General features: G+C 71.2%; 16 protein-coding genes, 1 tRNA gene and 1 pseudogene. 8 read left to right on the top strand and 10 right to left on the bottom strand.

The window, feature by feature from the left end; all coding sequences use genetic code 11:
• From B277_RS17435 to B277_RS07310, 4 genes are all read right to left on the bottom strand, one after another.
• Nucleotides 1-158 (bottom strand): hypothetical protein (locus tag B277_RS17435; RefSeq protein WP_007926766.1); only part of this gene is annotated, 158 nt, incomplete at its 3' end.
• 467 nt (nt 159-625) lie between these two features.
• Nucleotides 626-699: transfer RNA gene (locus B277_RS07320), tRNA-Pro, on the bottom strand.
• Nucleotides 700-771: 72 nt separating this feature from the next.
• Nucleotides 772-1,254, bottom strand: a complete 483-nt coding sequence (locus tag B277_RS07315) for a hypothetical protein (protein ID WP_007926764.1) — start codon at nt 1,252-1,254, stop codon at nt 772-774.
• Nucleotides 1,251-2,189 carry a metallophosphoesterase gene (locus B277_RS07310; RefSeq protein ID WP_007926763.1) on the bottom strand — a complete coding sequence of 313 codons (939 nt, stop codon included), beginning with the start codon at nt 2,187-2,189 and terminating at the stop codon, nt 1,251-1,253. Before B277_RS07310 ends, B277_RS07315 begins: the two co-directional genes overlap by 4 nt.
• Nucleotides 2,190-2,245: 56 nt before the next feature.
• Between B277_RS07310 and B277_RS19000 the strand changes: the two genes are divergently transcribed.
• Complete coding sequence (locus B277_RS19000) at nt 2,246-2,704, top strand: GatB/YqeY domain-containing protein (protein WP_128277509.1); 459 nt, start codon at nt 2,246-2,248, stop codon at nt 2,702-2,704.
• Nucleotides 2,705-2,980: 276 nt separating this feature from the next.
• On the opposite strand, the pseudogene B277_RS07305 reads toward B277_RS19000, so the two are convergent.
• The 3 genes and pseudogenes from B277_RS07305 to bagA form a co-directional block, all read right to left on the bottom strand.
• Nucleotides 2,981-5,269, bottom strand: a pseudogene (locus B277_RS07305) (transglycosylase domain-containing protein); the annotation flags it as partial.
• Nucleotides 5,270-5,346: 77 nt separating this feature from the next.
• On the bottom strand, nt 5,347-6,501 hold the full coding sequence (gene bagB / locus B277_RS07300; protein WP_007926761.1) for an ArsA family ATPase: 1,155 nt from the start codon (nt 6,499-6,501) through the stop codon (nt 5,347-5,349).
• Nucleotides 6,501-7,496: an ATPase BagA gene (bagA, locus tag B277_RS07295; RefSeq protein WP_007926760.1), complete on the bottom strand. Its 996-nt coding sequence runs from the start codon at nt 7,494-7,496 to the stop codon at nt 6,501-6,503. The genes bagB and bagA overlap by 1 nt, the downstream gene beginning before the upstream one ends.
• Before the next feature lie 29 nt (nt 7,497-7,525).
• On the opposite strand from bagA, the gene B277_RS17430 reads away from it, so the two are divergent.
• From B277_RS17430 to B277_RS07280, 4 genes are read left to right on the top strand one after another with little or no spacing between them, the layout of a single operon-like run.
• Nucleotides 7,526-7,681: a Sp36 family protein gene (locus B277_RS17430; RefSeq protein WP_007926759.1), complete on the top strand. Its 156-nt coding sequence runs from the start codon at nt 7,526-7,528 to the stop codon at nt 7,679-7,681.
• A complete protein-coding gene (locus tag B277_RS07290; protein ID WP_007926758.1) occupies nt 7,681-8,145 on the top strand; it encodes a RidA family protein in 465 nt (154 codons plus the stop codon). The genes B277_RS17430 and B277_RS07290 overlap by 1 nt, the downstream gene beginning before the upstream one ends.
• Nucleotides 8,145-8,990, top strand: a complete 846-nt coding sequence (locus tag B277_RS07285) for an NUDIX hydrolase (protein ID WP_007926757.1) — start codon at nt 8,145-8,147, stop codon at nt 8,988-8,990. Before B277_RS07290 ends, B277_RS07285 begins: the two co-directional genes overlap by 1 nt.
• On the top strand, nt 8,987-9,799 hold the full coding sequence (locus B277_RS07280) for an MBL fold metallo-hydrolase (RefSeq protein WP_007926755.1): 813 nt from the start codon (nt 8,987-8,989) through the stop codon (nt 9,797-9,799). The genes B277_RS07285 and B277_RS07280 overlap by 4 nt, the downstream gene beginning before the upstream one ends.
• Nucleotides 9,800-9,933: 134 nt before the next feature.
• On the opposite strand, the gene B277_RS07275 is transcribed toward B277_RS07280, so the two are convergent.
• On the bottom strand, nt 9,934-10,611 hold the full coding sequence (locus tag B277_RS07275) for a Crp/Fnr family transcriptional regulator (protein ID WP_007926753.1): 678 nt from the start codon (nt 10,609-10,611) through the stop codon (nt 9,934-9,936).
• Nucleotides 10,612-10,715: 104 nt separating this feature from the next.
• Between B277_RS07275 and nth the strand changes: the two genes are divergently transcribed.
• Together nth and B277_RS07265 are read left to right on the top strand one after the other, a co-directional pair.
• Nucleotides 10,716-11,393, top strand: a complete 678-nt coding sequence (gene nth / locus B277_RS07270; protein ID WP_083853685.1) for an endonuclease III — start codon at nt 10,716-10,718, stop codon at nt 11,391-11,393.
• Nucleotides 11,390-12,070 (top strand): NUDIX hydrolase, encoded by a 681-nt coding sequence (locus B277_RS07265; RefSeq protein ID WP_007926749.1) that lies wholly within the window; start codon nt 11,390-11,392, stop codon nt 12,068-12,070. The genes nth and B277_RS07265 overlap by 4 nt, the downstream gene beginning before the upstream one ends.
• On the opposite strand, the gene B277_RS07260 is transcribed toward B277_RS07265, so the two are convergent.
• Together B277_RS07260 and B277_RS07255 are read right to left on the bottom strand one after the other, a co-directional pair.
• Nucleotides 12,033-12,887, bottom strand: coding sequence for an alpha/beta fold hydrolase (locus B277_RS07260; protein WP_272948438.1), 855 nt, complete (start codon nt 12,885-12,887; stop codon nt 12,033-12,035). The two genes, B277_RS07265 and B277_RS07260, sit on opposite strands and share 38 nt — an antisense overlap.
• Before the next feature lie 53 nt (nt 12,888-12,940).
• The gene (locus B277_RS07255; protein ID WP_007926746.1) at nt 12,941-13,399 is read right to left on the bottom strand and encodes a phage holin family protein; all 459 of its coding nucleotides are present in this window, start codon (nt 13,397-13,399) and stop codon (nt 12,941-12,943) included.
• Nucleotides 13,400-13,616: 217 nt separating this feature from the next.
• On the opposite strand from B277_RS07255, the gene B277_RS07250 reads away from it, so the two are divergent.
• Nucleotides 13,617-14,432 carry a glycerophosphodiester phosphodiesterase family protein gene (locus B277_RS07250; protein WP_007926744.1) on the top strand — a complete coding sequence of 272 codons (816 nt, stop codon included), beginning with the start codon at nt 13,617-13,619 and terminating at the stop codon, nt 14,430-14,432.
• Nucleotides 14,433-14,903 lie beyond the last annotated feature (471 nt).

Here is a 14,903-nt window from a genome sequence, read left to right as displayed (position 1 = left end):
TCGGTGCCGTACCCCAACTGCTGGGCGACGCGCTGGACCGTGCCGTGCTCTGTGCCTAGCTCTGCGCGCAGAGTCCTGACCATCCGCACCGCAGCGGCCTTCTCGTCGGGGCTGTAGCGACGCGTGGTCGGCTTCCCCGGGGTGGTGTCCTTCGGCATGAGTACATCCTCGTTTCCAAACGATGGAGACTCCAACCAACCCAGTGCGGTTCACACTGCGCTACGTGGGGCGGTCTGCGCCGGTTCGCAGACCTGGAGGTCAGTCACCGGGGGCGTCGATTCGTTTTGGTGTCGCGGCTGAGGCCCTGTCCAGCGCCGCGTCGAGCGGTCGGGGCTACCCAGCGGCATCACCGCCGACGCGGGCACAGGAGGACACCGGTGAGCAGCAGGGGGCAGACGTGCGCACGGGCCGGTGCTCGACGCCCTTCACGGGCGGAGCGTGGACGGCTACGCTGGATCTCACGTCAGCACCTCTCAGTTGCTGTCGTCAGACCCCCGGAGGTGGCAGCCTCGCGGGGGTCCTTGCTGTCCGCGGGCTGCGCCGTTGTGTCCCAGTTATGCCCAAAGGGCAAACAAAAACCGGCCCAAACCCGCATTTCTAGCGGATCTGAGCCGGTTTCACCGGGTCGGGGTGACAGGATTTGAACCTGCGGCCTCTTCGTCCCGAACGAAGCGCGCTACCAAGCTGCGCCACACCCCGAGCTGTCCACCACCTGCGTCAGGCGGCGACAAGGAAGGATAACCCAGTCGCCGTCCGGAGTGACAATCGAGGTCAGCCGGGCCCTGACGAGGTCGCTCCCTGGCCGCCCTCGAGGGTCGTCGTCAGGCCGTCGGTGGAGTCGTCGGTCGTGCCCTGACCCGTCGTCTCCCCGGTGGTCCCGTCGCCGGGCTGGGTGCCCGTCTCCTGCGGCGGGTCCGCGGGTGGAGGCGTCCAGGTCGATGTCGGTGGAGGGGTCCACGTCGTCGTCGGCTCGACCGGCTCGCTCGTCGTCTCCGGGGTCCACGTCGACGTCTCCGAGGTGGGCTCGGGGGTCTCGGTCTCGGTGGGCTCCGACGAGACGGACGACGTGGTCGAGGTCGAGGTCTTCTTCGCCTTTTTCTTGGTCGTCGAGGGCGAGGGGTCCGAGGTCGACGTGGACAGCGTCGGGGCCGGGGGCAGGTCCACGGTGGGGGCGGCATCGGCCAGGGCCCAGGTGGAGGTCCCCCCGGCGAAGGCCACCGCGGCTGCCAGTGAGACGACTTCGCGCAGGTTCATCGGTCGAGTCCTTCCGGGACGAGCGTCATCAGGGTCGCCTCGGGCCGGCAGGAGAAGCGCACGGGGGCGTACCGCGACGCGCCGAGGCCGGCGGAGACGTGCAGCCACGCCGCGTCGCTCGGGCGGGGTGCCGAGGTGCCGGCACCCGGCCACCAGCGGGAGACCCCCTTCGCCCGACCACGGTCGAGGTCGCAGTTGGTGACGAGCGCGCCGTAGCCGGGCACGCACAGTTGCCCGCCGTGCGTGTGGCCGGCGATGACGAGGCGCGCTCCGTCAGCGGTCATCGCGTCGAGCACCCTCTGGTAGGGGGCGTGGGCGACGCCCACCGTCGTCGCGTCGGCGGCAGCGGGGGCGCTGACCGAGGCGTAGTCGTCGCGCTCGATGTGCGGGTCGTCGACGCCGACGAGGTCGATCCGCTGGCCGCCGAGGTGCAGGCTCGTCCGCGCATTGTCGAGGTCGACCCAGCCGGCGTCGGTCATGCCCGAGCGCAGTTCCTCGGTCGGCAGCGCGACGCGCTCGGCGACGACCTTGGCGTAGTCCTTGGTCAGGTACCGGCCGGGGTTCTTCGGCGTCGGCGCGTAGTAGTCGTTGGACCCCATGACGAAGACCCCGGGGCGCTCCAGCAGCGGCTTCAGTGCCTCGAGCGCGTGGGGGACGGCCTGGAGGTGGCTGAGGTTGTCACCGGTGTTGACGACGAGGTCGGGCTCGAGGGCGGCCAGCCCGCGGATCCAGTCCGCCTTGGTCCGCTGCCCGGGGACCATGTGGATGTCGCTGAGCTGCAGCACCCGCACCGGCAGGGAGCCCGGCCGGAGCACCGGCAGGGCGTACCTCCGCAGGGTGAAGAGCCGCGGCTCGACGAGGGCGCCCCACGCCAGTGCGGCGGCGCCCGCGGCGGCCGCGCCGGCCACGAGGCGCGTCGAAGGGGGGAGTGTCACGCCCCCATCCTTGCAAAGGGAGCGACGGGATGCTCGAGGGCTGAGACAATCGAGTCATGACCGACACCCTCAAGGCCACCCTCCAGCACGACCTGCACGCCGCGATGCGGGCCCGCGAGGAGGTGCGCGTGGCCACCCTGCGCATGACCCTCACCGCCATCAGCAACGAGGAGGTCTCCGGGACCACCGCCCGCGAGCTCAGCGACGAGGAGACGCTCAAGGTCGTGGCCAAGGAGGCCAAGAAGCGCAAGGAGTCGGCCACCGCCTACCGCGACGCCCAGCGCCCCGAGCTCGCGGACCGGGAGGAGGCGGAGCTCGCCGTGCTCGAGGGCTACCTGCCCGAGCAGATGGGCGAGGAGGAGCTGACCGCCATCGTCGACCGGGCGATCGAGCAGGTCGGCGCGACGTCGATGGCCCAGATGGGGCAGGTCATGAAGCTCGCGCAGGGCGAGGCCGCCGGCCGCGCCGACGGCGGCGCCATCGCTGCCCGGGTCAAGGCCCGCCTCGCCGGCTGAGCCACGGACACGCCGAAGGGGGTCGGGCCACTGGCCCGACCCCCCTTCGTCATGCGTCAGTCCTCGTCGGGTGACGCCGTCCGCTTGGGTCTCGACGACGACGGGCTGGGCCGGTTCTTCGTCTTCGAGCTGGTCTTCGACGTCGACGTGGGTGCCGAGCTCGACGACGAGCTGCTCGAGGGCGGGCGCTGGGTCGTCGACGGTGCAGGGGGGGGCCTGCGTCGTCGACGGCGCCGGCGGCGGGGTGTAGGGCGGTGTGCCGTTGGAGATGTACATCGTCACCATGGCGCCCTTGAGGGCCTTGCCCCGCGGCTGGGTGTAGGCGACCGCTCCGGCTTGGACGCCGCTGTTGACCTGGCTGCCGACCTTGGCCTTGAAGCCAGCCTTCTTCAGCTGCTCCTCGGCCTGCGTCGGGCCGAGACCGGTGACGTCGGGGATGTCCCGCATGTCGCCGTTGACGACCTTCTGGCCGGGCTTCTTGAAGGTCTTCTTCGGCATGTCCTTGGAGGCCTCGTTCATGATCTCGCTCCAGATCGGGGCGGCGATGGTGCCACCGAAGACCTGGCCGTAGTAGCGACCACCGAGGGTGATGCCGTCCATGTCGTACTCGCGGATCGGGGAGCCGACCCAGATCGCGGTCGACAGCTGCGGGGTGTAGCCGGCGAACCAGGACTGCTTGTGGTTGTCCGTCGTGCCGGTCTTGCCAGCGGCCTGGCGGCCGCCGTCCAGGTCGTTGCCGGCCGCGGTGCCCCCCGGCTCGAGCGGGCCCAGCAGCAGCTGGGTGACGCCGCGGGCGACGTCGGGCTCGATGACCTGCTTGCACGCGGGCTTCTTGATCTTCATCTTCTTGCCGCTCGCCGTCGTGATCGACTCGATCGGGTTGGGCGGGCAGTACGTGCCGTCGGCGGCGAGGGTCGCGTAGCTGGAAGCGAGCTGCAGGGGCGACGTGGAGTCGGAGCCGAGGACGAGGTTGGAGATCGCGTAGTCGTCCTTGACCTTCTTGCCGTCGGCGTAGCTCAGGCCGTAGGGCAGGCCGTAGCCGTCGGTCAGCCCCATCTTGGACATGACCTTGGGGATGTTGCACGAGCCGACGTCCGAGGCGAGCTGGGCGAAGGCGGTGTTGATCGACTTCTTCGTCATCTCGGCCAGCGTCATGGTGCCGCCGACCTGGTAGTCGTTGGAGACCGGCCACCCGGCGACGTCACCGGTGCACTTGGACTGGAACTCGCTGGCCTGGAAGGTGTGCGGGTTCTTCACGCCGGCCGGCGGAGCGTTGACCGTCGAGTTGAGCGGCTTGCCCTTCTCGAGCGCCGCGACGAGGGCGTACATCTTCGCCGTCGAGCCGATGGCGAAGCCGTTGGTGCCGCCGTACTGCGCGGGCACGCTCCAGGCCTGCTCGGAGTACTTCGTCGAGGCCTTCTTCAGGCCGACCTTGTAGGTCGAGGTCTGGGCGATGGCCCGCACCTTGCCCGTTCCCGGCTCGACGAGCGCACCGGCGGCGCCGAACTTGTCGGTGCCGGCCGGGACCCGGTCGGTGAGGTCCTCCTTGAGCTGCTTCTGCCAGTCGCGACGCAGCGTCGTCTTGATCGTCAGACCACCGGTGTTGACGGCCTGCATACGGGCGTCCGGGTCGGGCCCGAGCTCGGGCATCTGGCGCAGGTACTGGATGACGTAGTTGCAGAAGTACGGGTCAGCGGCCTTGGAGCAGGTGCCGCCCTCGTTCTTGCGCACCTTGAGCATGCTCTTGACCGACTTCGACTTGGCCTTGTCCGCCGCCTCGGGGGTCACCATGCCGAGCTGCTGCATGCGGGTGATGACGACGTCGCGGCGCTCCTGGGCGCCTTCGGGGTTCTTCACCGGGTTGAGCGTGTCGGGGGACTGGACCAGGCCGGCGAGGGTCGCGGACTCGCCGAGGTTGAGGTCCTTGGCGTGCTTGCTGAAGTAGTGCAGCGAGGCTGCCTCGACGCCGTAGGCGAGGTCGCCGTAGTACACGAGGTTGAGGTACCCGGAGAGGATCTGGTCCTTGGTGTGGGTCTTCTCGACGTTGAGCGCGTACTTGAGCTCCTGGAGCTTGCGGCTGTAGGTCTTCTCGGTCGCCGCGCGGGCGGCGTCCTGGTCGTCCTCACGGATCGCCTTTTCCTGCAGCATGATCTTGACGTACTGCTGGGTCAGCGACGAGCCACCCTGGGTCTGGCCCGACGAGGCATTGGAGACGAGGGCTCGCGTCGTGCCACGCACGTCGATGCCGCCGTGCTCGTAGAAGCGGCTGTCCTCGATGGCGATCTGCGCCTTGCGCATCGTCGGCGAGATCTTGTTCAGCGGCACGACGATGCGGTTGGCGTCGTAGGGCGTCGCCAGCAGCTTGTTGTCGGCCGAGTAGATCTTCGACTGCTGGGCCAGCGGGTTGGCGGTGAACTCGTCGTCGAGGTTGTTGAAGCCCGTCGCCGTCGACTTCGCGGCCCCGCCGGTTGCCCCCGCGAGCGGGATGACGATGCCGGCGCCGACGAGTCCGATCCCGACCGCGACCGCCAGGAAGGCGCCGAGCAGCCGGACGAGGTGAGGCATCCCGGAGTCAGACATGCCGACAGGGTAACCGGGCTACCTGAGCGTGGCCGGGAGCCCGCGCGGGCCGACGAAGGGGGTCAGCCTCCCCCGAGCGATGCGCCCACCTCGCGCAGTCCCTCCAGGTCGTGGATGTCGACCGAGCGGGCGGGCACGGTGCCGACCGGCACTCCGGGGTGGGAGGTGCGAAATCGGGTGACGACACCACGGTGCCGGGTCGCGGTCTCGGCGACCTCGGCGTGCACCCGCAGCAGGGCCGCGGCGATGTCGTGACCGCCCAGCTCCTCGAGCTGGGCGGCGGCGTCGTCCGCGCGCCCGGCCCCCATCTGCTTGGCCGCGGCGACGTGCACCCGGTTGACGAGGACCCCGGCCAGCGGCATCCGATCGCTCGCCAGACGCTCGACGAAGAAGCCGGCCTCCCGCATGGCGTCCCGCTCGGGGGCGGCGACGACGACGAAGGCCGTCTCTGGCCGGGAGAGGAGGGCATAGGTCTCGTCGGCGCGCTGGCGGAAGCCGCCGAACATCGTGTCCATCGCCGCGACGAAGGTCTGGACGTCGCGGAGGAACTCGCCGCCGAGCAGCCTGGTCATGATGCCGCTCGCGAGGGAGACCCCGGCGCTGAAGACCTTGAGCGAGGCCCGGCCACCGACCTTGGCCGGTGCCGTGAGCAGCCGGATGAAGCGTCCGTCGAGGAAGGAACCGAGCCTCTGGGGCGCGTCGAGGAAGTCGAGCGCGGACCGGGAGGGCGGGGTGTCGACGATGACGAGGTCCCAGTCCCGGGTGCCGTCGGCCATCAGGCCGCGCAGCTGGCCGAGCTTTTCCATCGCCATGTACTCCTGCGTCCCCGCGAAGGAGCTCGACACGGCGACGTAGAAGGGGTTGGCGAGGATCTGCGCGGCCTTGTCGGGGGAGGCATGCGCCTCGACGACCTCGTCGAAGGTCCGCTTCATGTCGAGCATCATCGCGTCGAGCGAGCCGCCGGCCGACGTGTCGATGCCGGCCACCGGGCGGGGGGTGTTGTCGAGCGCCTCGAGGCCGAGTGACTGCGCGAGGCGCCGGGCCGGGTCGATCGTCAGGACGACGACGCGGCGTCCCTGCTCGGCGGCACGGAGCGCGAGCGCGGCCGCCGTCGTCGTCTTGCCCACTCCTCCCGAGCCGCAGCAGACGATGATCCGCCGCTCCGGGTCACCGATGACCTCGTCGAGGTCGAGTGCGGGGCCGAGGTCCTTGGCCATCACAGTGCTCCCTGCTCGGTCAGGGTGTCGGCGAGCAACCGCAGCTCGCCCGACTCGACCCCGTCGCTGAGGTGGGGCAGGACCCGCACCGGGAGGGAGATCTGGTCGAGTACCTCCCGCTGCTCCGCCTGCAGCCGGGCCCGGTGGACGTGGTCGGCGCCCTCCTGGAGCAACCCGCGCACGAGGGCCGGGCCGGCGGTGACGTCCACGGCCGCGAGTCCTGCCTCGAGCCGGGCGCGCACGTCGTCGTCCTGCGCCGCGACGGCCGGGGCGTCGGCGTCGGCGAGGAGCGGCTCGCGGACACCGTTGGCGATGACCGAGCCGACCCGCAGCGAGAGGCCGCCGAGCTCCTCGATGGCATCGAGCGTCTCCTGCACAGGCATCTCCTCGAGGAGGGTGACGAGGTGCACCGCGGTCGTGGGGCTCTGCAGCAGCCGGGTGATCGAGTCGGCCTGGTTGCGCACCGGTCCGACCTTCGCCACCTCCGACACCTCGGAGTTGACGTTGAGGAAGCGGCCGATCCGGCCGGTGGGCGGGGCATCGAGGACGACGGCGTCGTACACGGGGCGCTTCTTCGCCCCCTTCGTCACGCGGCCGACCGCCTCGTAGACGCGACCGATGAGCAGGACGTCGCGCACGCCCGGGGCGATCGTCGTCGCGAAGTCGACAGCGCCGACCTTTTCGAGGACGGAGCCGGCGCGGCCGAGCTTGTAGAACTTCTGCAGGTACTCGAGCAGGGCGGTCTTGGCATCGACGGACAGGCCGACCACCTCGCCACCCGAGGGGTCGGTGACGAGGGTGCGCTCCTCCGTGCCGAGCGGAGCGACGTCGAGCACCTGCGACAGACCCTGGCGTCCTTCGACCTCGGCCAGGAGGACCCGCTGGCCGCGCGCGGCGAGGGCCAGCGCCATGGCGGTGGCGACGGTCGTCTTGCCCGTGCCACCCTTGCCCGTCACGACGTGCAGGCGGATGGGGGAGTCGGAGCGGCGGGTCACGCCCGACAGCCTACGAGTAGGGTGCCGACATGACCCAGTGGGAGTACGTCACCGTTCCGCTCATCGTCCACGCGACCAAGCAGATCCTCGACCAGTGGGGCGAGGACGGCTGGGAGCTCGTGCAGGTCCTGCAGGGTGACGGGGGCAACCTCGTGGCCTACCTCAAGCGCCCCAAGGCCGCCTGATGGGACGCATCGACGACCGCCTGGCGGATCTGTCCATCACGCTGACCGACCCGCCCGCCCCCGCGGGCGCCTACGTGCCCGCGATCGTCGACGGTGACCACGTCCTGACCTCGGGCCAGCTGCCCCTCGTCGACGGCGCGCTGCCCACGACCGGCCACGTCGGGGCGGAGGTGGACCCCGAGGTCGCCAAGGATCTTGCGCGCACCTGCGCCATCAACGCGATCGCCGCGATCCGCTCGGTCATCGGCGACCTCGACCGCATCGAGCAGGTCGTCAAGGTCGTCGGCTTCGTCTCCAGCGCTCCTGACTTCACCGGGCAGCCCGGCGTCATCAACGGCGCGAGTGAGCTCCTCGGCGAGGTCTTCGGCGCGGCCGGCGAGCACGCCCGCTCCGCGGTCGGCGTCGCGGCCCTGCCCCTCGGGGCGCCTGTCGAGGTCGAGGTGACGGTCCGGGTCCGGTCCTGATGGCCGAGCGGGACTTCCTCCTCGGGCAGGCCCGCGAGGCCCTGCTCGGGATGGACGGCGAGCGTCCGGAGGTGCTCGAGCCGGCGCCGATCAAGCTGGCGGCGACGGTCATGCTCGTGCGTGACGACGAGGGCCCGCTCGAGGTCTTCATGCTGCGTCGGGTCTCGTCGATGGCCTTCGCCCCGTCCATGCACGTCTTCCCGGGTGGTGGCGTCGACCGCCGCGATGCCGACGACGAGCTGCCCTGGGCGGGCCCGCCCGTCGAGGAGTGGGCCGAGCTCCTCGGCACCGACGAGGCGAGCGCGCAGATGCTCGTCGCGGCCGCGGTCCGCGAGATCTTCGAGGAGACCGGTGTCCTCCTCGCCTCGCCCGCCGCAGACGACGGCACGACGAAGGGGGAGCCCGCGCGCCTGGACGCCGCGGTCGCCGCCGACCTGCGGGCCAAGCTCGTCGCCCACGAGATCGGCTTCGGCCAGGTCCTGCTGGACCAGCACCTCGTGCTGCGCAGCGATCTGCTGCGCTACCGCGCGCACTGGATCACCGCCGAGGTCGAGCCGCGTCGCTACGACACCCGCTTCTTCATCGCCGCCGTGCCGGCGGGCCAGGAGCCCGACGGGGAGACGAGCGAGGCTGACCGCTCCGAGTGGCTGCGCCCGGCGGCCGCCCTGGGAGCCTTCGAGGACGGCGACATCCTGCTCATGCCCCCGACGCTCGTCTGCCTCGAGGAGCTGGCGGCCACGAGCACGGTGAGCGCTGCGCTCGCCGTCGACCCGACGATCGCCCCCGTCATGCCTGTCCTCGTCGACACCGACGCCGGGCCCGCGATGCGGGTGCAGCTGCCGTGACCGGCGCCGTCGCACCCGAGCCCACCGCTCCCTTCGGCCAGTGGGTGGGCGGACAGATCACGGACCACGCCCACTGCCTCGTGCAGGGCAATCCAGGGCCGATGACCCTCGACGGCACCAACACCTGGGTCCTGCTGGCGCCCGGGGGGACCGAGGCCATCGTCATCGACCCCGGCGAGGACGAGCCAGAGCACCAGCAGCGCGTCGTCGATCACGTGAGTGGTCTCGGCGCCCGGGTCGCGCGCGTCGTCGTCACCCACGGTCACCGTGACCACGACGAGGGCGTGCCGCGACTCGTCGCGCTGACCGGTGCGCCGGTCAGCGCCGTCGGACGCGGCCACGACGACCTCGCCGATGGCGCCGTGCTGCGCGCCGGAGGGCTGGAGGTCCGGGTCGTGGCGACGCCCGGGCACACGTCCGACTCGGTCTCCTTCGCGATCGAGGCCGACCACGCGCTGCTCACGGGGGACACCGTCCTCGGGCGCGGCACGACGGTCGTGGCCCACCCGGACGGTGAGCTCGCGGCCTACCTCGACTCGCTCGAGCGCATCGCGGCGCTCACCGGCAACGGCGCCGTGACCTCGATCCTCCCCGGCCACGGGCCGACGGTCCCTGACGCGGCGGCGATGGTCGACTTCTACCGCCTGCACCGCCGGGAGCGGCTCGAGCAGGTGCGGGCCACGATGGCGGCCGGCGCGACCGACGCCGACGCCGTCGTCGCCAGGGTCTACGCCGAGGTCGACCGCTCGGTCTGGCCGGCGGCGAAGATGTCGGTGCTCGCGCAGATGCGGTACCTCGAGGGCGCCTGAGGCGCCTGCGGACCGTCCGCTGGCTGGGTCCATCTCCCGATCGTGGGCTGGCCACCCCATCCGCGCTTCATCCAGATGGACGCGCGAAGGGCCCGGCGCCTGAGGCGGCCGGGCCCTTCGCGGGGAGTCTGGGGTCAGCGGGCGCGCCGCTGGAGGCGCTCGACGTCGGTGAGGAGGACCGCGCGGGCCTCGAGGCGCAGCCAGCCGCGGGCGGCGAAGTCGGCCAGGGCCTTGTTGACCGTCTCGCGGGAGGCGCCGACGAGCTGCGCCAGCTCCTCCTGGGTGAGGTCGTGGGCGACCATCACGCCGTCCTCGACCGGACGCCCGAAGCGCTGGCTCAGCTCGAGGAGGGCCTTGGCCACGCGACCGGGGACGTCGGTGAAGACGAGGTCGGCGAGGTTTTCGTTGGTCCGACGCAGGCGGCGGGCGAGCGCTGCGAGCAGCGTGCCGGCGATGCGCGGGTGCGCCCCGAGCAGCTGGCTGAGCTGCTCGTTGCCCAGCCCGATGAGCTGGGTCTCCGCGACGGCGGTCGCAGTGGCCGTGCGCGGGCCCGGGTCGAAGAGGCTGAGCTCGCCGAGCATCTCGGAGGGCCCGAGGATCGCGAGCAGGTTTTCCCGCCCGTCGCTCGACGAGCGGCCGAGCTTGATCTTGCCCTCGGTGATCACGTAGAGACGATCCCCCTGGTCGCCCTCGTTGAAGAGGACGTCCCCGCGCTCCATGCGCACAGGAGTCATCGTCGCCATCACCTCAGCGGCATCGGCGTCGTCAAGGGTCGCGAAGAGCGGGGCGCGGCGTACGACATCGAGGTTCACAGGGGGCAGTGTGCCACGTGTCACGCATCAAGGGGGCCTAGGCTGCGGGGGTGTCTGTCGTGCGCGAGGAGTCCGAGCTGGCCCTGACCCGTCGGTCCCGCAAGATGTACCGCACGCTCCAGGAGCGGTACCCCTACGCGCACTGCGAGCTCGACTTCGACACCCCGCTGCAGCTGCTCGTGGCGACGGTCCTGTCCGCGCAGACGACGGACGTGACGGTCAACAAGGTGACGCCCACGCTCTTCGCGCGGTGGCCGACGGCGGCGGCGCTCGCCGACGCCGATCGCACCGAGATGGAGGAGGTGCTGCGGCCGACCGGCTTCTTCCGCGCCAAGACCAACTCGGTCATCAAACTCGGAGCCGCCCTCGTCGAGCGCCACGACGGCGAGGTGCCACCGCGCATGGCCGATCTCGTCAAGCTGCCGGGAGTGGGCCGCAAGACGGCCAATGTCGTGCTGGGCAATGCCTTCGGCATCCCGGGGATCACCGTCGACACCCACTTCGGGCGGCTGGTGCGCCGCATGGGGTGGACCGCGGAGGAGGACCCGGTCAAGGTCGAGCACGCCGTGGGCGAGCTCATCCCGCGCAAGGACTGGACGATGCTCAGCCACGTCATCATCTTCCACGGCAGGCGCACGTGCCACGCGCGTCGGCCCGCCTGCGGCGCCTGCCCGGTCGCCCGGTGGTGCCCCTCCTACGGCGTGGGAGAGACCGACCCCGTGGTGGCCGCGTCCCTGCTGCGGTACGAGCTCGCGCCGAGCGCAGCCGGGAGCGAAGGGTGAGCGCCGCCGCGCCGAACTGGTTGCTCACCGCGGAGGACTCCCTGCGGGCCGACCTGCCGGGGTGGTTCACGCAGTTCGCCCCGCCGGAGGCGCCTCCGCGTCGCTCCGCGGTGCTCATGCTCGTGACCCCGGGGGAGTCGGGGCACGACATCGTCCTCACCGAGCGCTCGGGGTCCCTGCGCAGTCATGCTGGTCAGGTCTCCTTCCCGGGCGGGAAGCTCGACCCGGGGGAGACCCCGGTGGAGGCGGCGCTGCGTGAGACGTGGGAGGAGGTCGGCGTCGACCCGGAGCGCGTCGAAGTGGTCGGGTCCTTCCCGGACCTCTGGCTCGGGCCGAGCAGCAATGCCGTGACCCCGGTCCTCGGGTGGTGGCCGGAGGGCGGCTCGCTCCGTGTGGTCGACCCCGGCGAGGTGGCCCGGGTCGAGCAGGTGCCGGTGGCACAGCTCGTCGACCCCGCCAACCGCTTCATGGTCAAGGGGCCGAGCGGCTACGTGGGGCCGGGCTTCGAGGTGGCAGGCCTCTTCGTGTGGGGCTTCACCGCGCAGCTGCTCAGCGTGCTCCTCGACGCGGCCGGTCTGACCCAGTCGTGGGACACGGACCGGCGTCGTCGCCTCCCGTGGCGGTTCGTCCGGCAGTACCTCACCGGGCCGGGTGGACGGCCTCCAGCCAGGCGATGAGCGCCTCGTTGGTCGTCCGCGGCGCTTCCTCGGGGACGAATGCCCCTGCGCCCGGCACCGTGCGCACCTCGAGCGGCCCGGTGACGTGCCGCTCGCACTCCGCCGCCATCGTCGTCAGCGAGGTCGGGTCCTCCGCACCGTGCAGGTGCAGGACCGGCACCTCCACCGGGGCCTTGACCCGCTGCAGGTACCGCAGGCCGGTCGGCGTGAGCCGGCACCGGTAGAACCACCGGTGGTATTCCGCCGCGGCGACTCCGGCGAAGGGGAAGGCCATCGCCTCGGTGTAGCGGCGCTCGACCTCGTCGGTGATCCAGGACCGGTCGTGGCCGGACCAGTCGTGCAGCCGGCGCGCCACGCTCACCGACTGCCGCTCCGAGGCGAAGGGGGTCTGCATCGCGCGCAGGTAGCGGTTGGCGCGCCACTGCACGGGGTGGCGCCACATGGAGTGGTGGAAGACGGCAGGGTGCGGCATCCCGATGGGCGCGATCGCGGCGGTCACGCCGGGGTGGTGGGTCGGCATGCTCCAGACGAAGGTGGCGCCCAGGCCCTGGCCGACGAGCGCTACCCGCTCGGCGCCGAGGCTGCGGATGACGGCGGCGAGGTCGTCGCACGCCGTGGGTGCGTCGTAGCCCGAAGGGGGTTTGTCGCTGGCCCCGAAGCCGCGCAGGTCAACCGCCACCGCGCGGTACCCGGCTGCAGCCACGGCTGGCAGCTGGTCACGCCAGCTCCACCAGAACTGCGGGTACCCGTGCACGAAGAGGACAACGGGCCCGGTCCCCGTCGACGTGACGTGGAACCGGGCCCCGTTGGCCGAGATGAAGCGGTGCTCCCACGGGCCCTCGACGAGGGCGGCCGCGGCGTCGGGCGGGTTCAGCTGCCCGGCTTGATGGCGGCGACCGTCTCCTGCGCGTTGCGGATCGCCTTCTGCGGCACGGTGTTCTCCTTGGCCTTCTTCAGCGCCTTGAGACCGAGCAGACCGGCGACGGCGGCGATGACGAAGAGCAGCACCGTGACGATGAGGTACCCGGCCCACATCGGCAGCCACACGGCGATCACCTGGGCGAGGGTGTGGAAGAGGAAGATCAGGCCGAGCAGCCCGACGAAGGCCGCGCCCCCGAGGAGGCCGGCGCCCTTGCCGCCGAAGGACAGCCCCTTGGTGACCTCCGCCTTGGCGAGCTGGATCTCGCTCTGGACGAGGGCCGAGATGTCGTGCGAGGCGTCGGCGACGAGCTGGCCGACGGTGCGCTCGGTGTCGCCGGGAGCCGGCTGGCCGACGAGGCGCCGGGCGGCGGGGTCGGTGCTGGCGGTGCGGGCGTGATCGTTGCTCATGCTGCTCCTGGTCGACGGTGCGAGCCACCTGAGGGTGACGTGAGTTCGACGATCAGCCTACCCACCGGTCGGGTTGCGCGACATCAGGCAGTGACACGGCGCGACCGGGGGCCCCGCGGCGACCTGCTGGCGACGCGACCGGGAAGTCCCGGTGAACGGTTGGCGCAGACGTCCCCAGCACGGCCCGGAGGCTCTCCGCAGGGTCCATCATCGAGACATGAGCTACGGCGAGGAGAGCGAGCCGCTGGCCATCGCGCACCGCGGTGGGGCGCTGCTCGCCCCGGAAAACACGCTGGCAGCCTTCGCGATGTCCACGGCTCTCGGACTGCGCTACCTCGAGTCGGACATCAAGCTGACGGCGGACGGTCACCTCGTCTGCTTCCACGACGAGACCCTCGATCGCTGCACGACGGGGCGGGGTCGACTGGGTGACTGGTCCCTGCGCGACCTGGAGCGTCGGGTGCGCGTCGGCGGGACCGAGCCGATCCCCACCCTCGAGGAGGCGCTCGTCTCTTTCCCCGACGCCTGCTTCACGGTGGACCTCAAGGACCGCGCGGCCATCGCGCCCATGGCCCGGTTGCTCCAGCGCCGTGATTACGCGGAGCGGGTGTGTGTCGCCGGGGCCTGGGACGGGTGGTTGCAGATGCTCGCCTCCCAGGCCCCGCACGTGCGGACCGCGCTCGGCTGGCGCTCGCTCGTCACCCTCATCTCGGCCTCCAAGGCGGGCGTCCAGCCGCCGGCCTCCGTCGTGCGTGGCCGCTTCGCCCACGTGCCGGTCCACCTCGGCCGGCTGTCGATCCACTCGGCCTCCCTGCTCCGGCGGGCCCACCGCCTGGGCGTGCGAGTCGTCGTCTGGACGGTCGACGACTCCGCCCGGATGCACGAGCTCCTCGACATGGGGGTGGACGGGATCATCACCGACCGTCCCGACGTCCTGCGCTCCGTGATGATCGGCCGCGGGGTGTGGACCCCGATGGGGGAGACGAGTGAACGGTCGGAGCACTGGGGAGGCCGGCCGGCCGACTGTCGCTGACGGGCCCGGGCCCCCCGTCCACCCACCCCGGAGGGGCGATGAGCACCCTCTCGGGCGCCGATTTGGTTTCTGCGGCGGGCTTGATCTAGTGTTCTCGATGTCAGCCCGAGAGGGAGGAACGGACACCAAGTGGTGGCTCTCGTAGTCGCCCCAGGCAGGCCGGTCCCGCAGGCTGACAGCCCAGTGAATCTTGGTCCATCGGACTTGGCCGTCAAGGTCAGGGAAGCGGACTTGGAGCCGAGCAGCGAGACTGCTACGGTGGGCCACCGCTGAAGATCCAAGCGCGTAGGTCTCCGGCCGCTCTGAGAGCGGGTCACGGAGTTGACGCCCAAGCGTGGACAGCGGTAAGTTGGAGAAGTTGCCCCTTGTGCGGTTCGCCTGATGTGGTGGGTTGTGTGGGGTGTGCGTGGTGAATCTTGAGAACTCAAACAGCGTGTCAAAAAAACGAGGTATTGGCATCGATTTTTTGAC

Origin of the sequence: Janibacter hoylei PVAS-1, assembly GCF_000297495.1 — a bacterium.
Taxonomy (GTDB): domain Bacteria; phylum Actinomycetota; class Actinomycetes; order Actinomycetales; family Dermatophilaceae; genus Janibacter; species Janibacter hoylei.
Note: the sequence above shows the minus strand (reverse complement) of the source record. Positions and strands in the feature narration are given on the sequence as shown.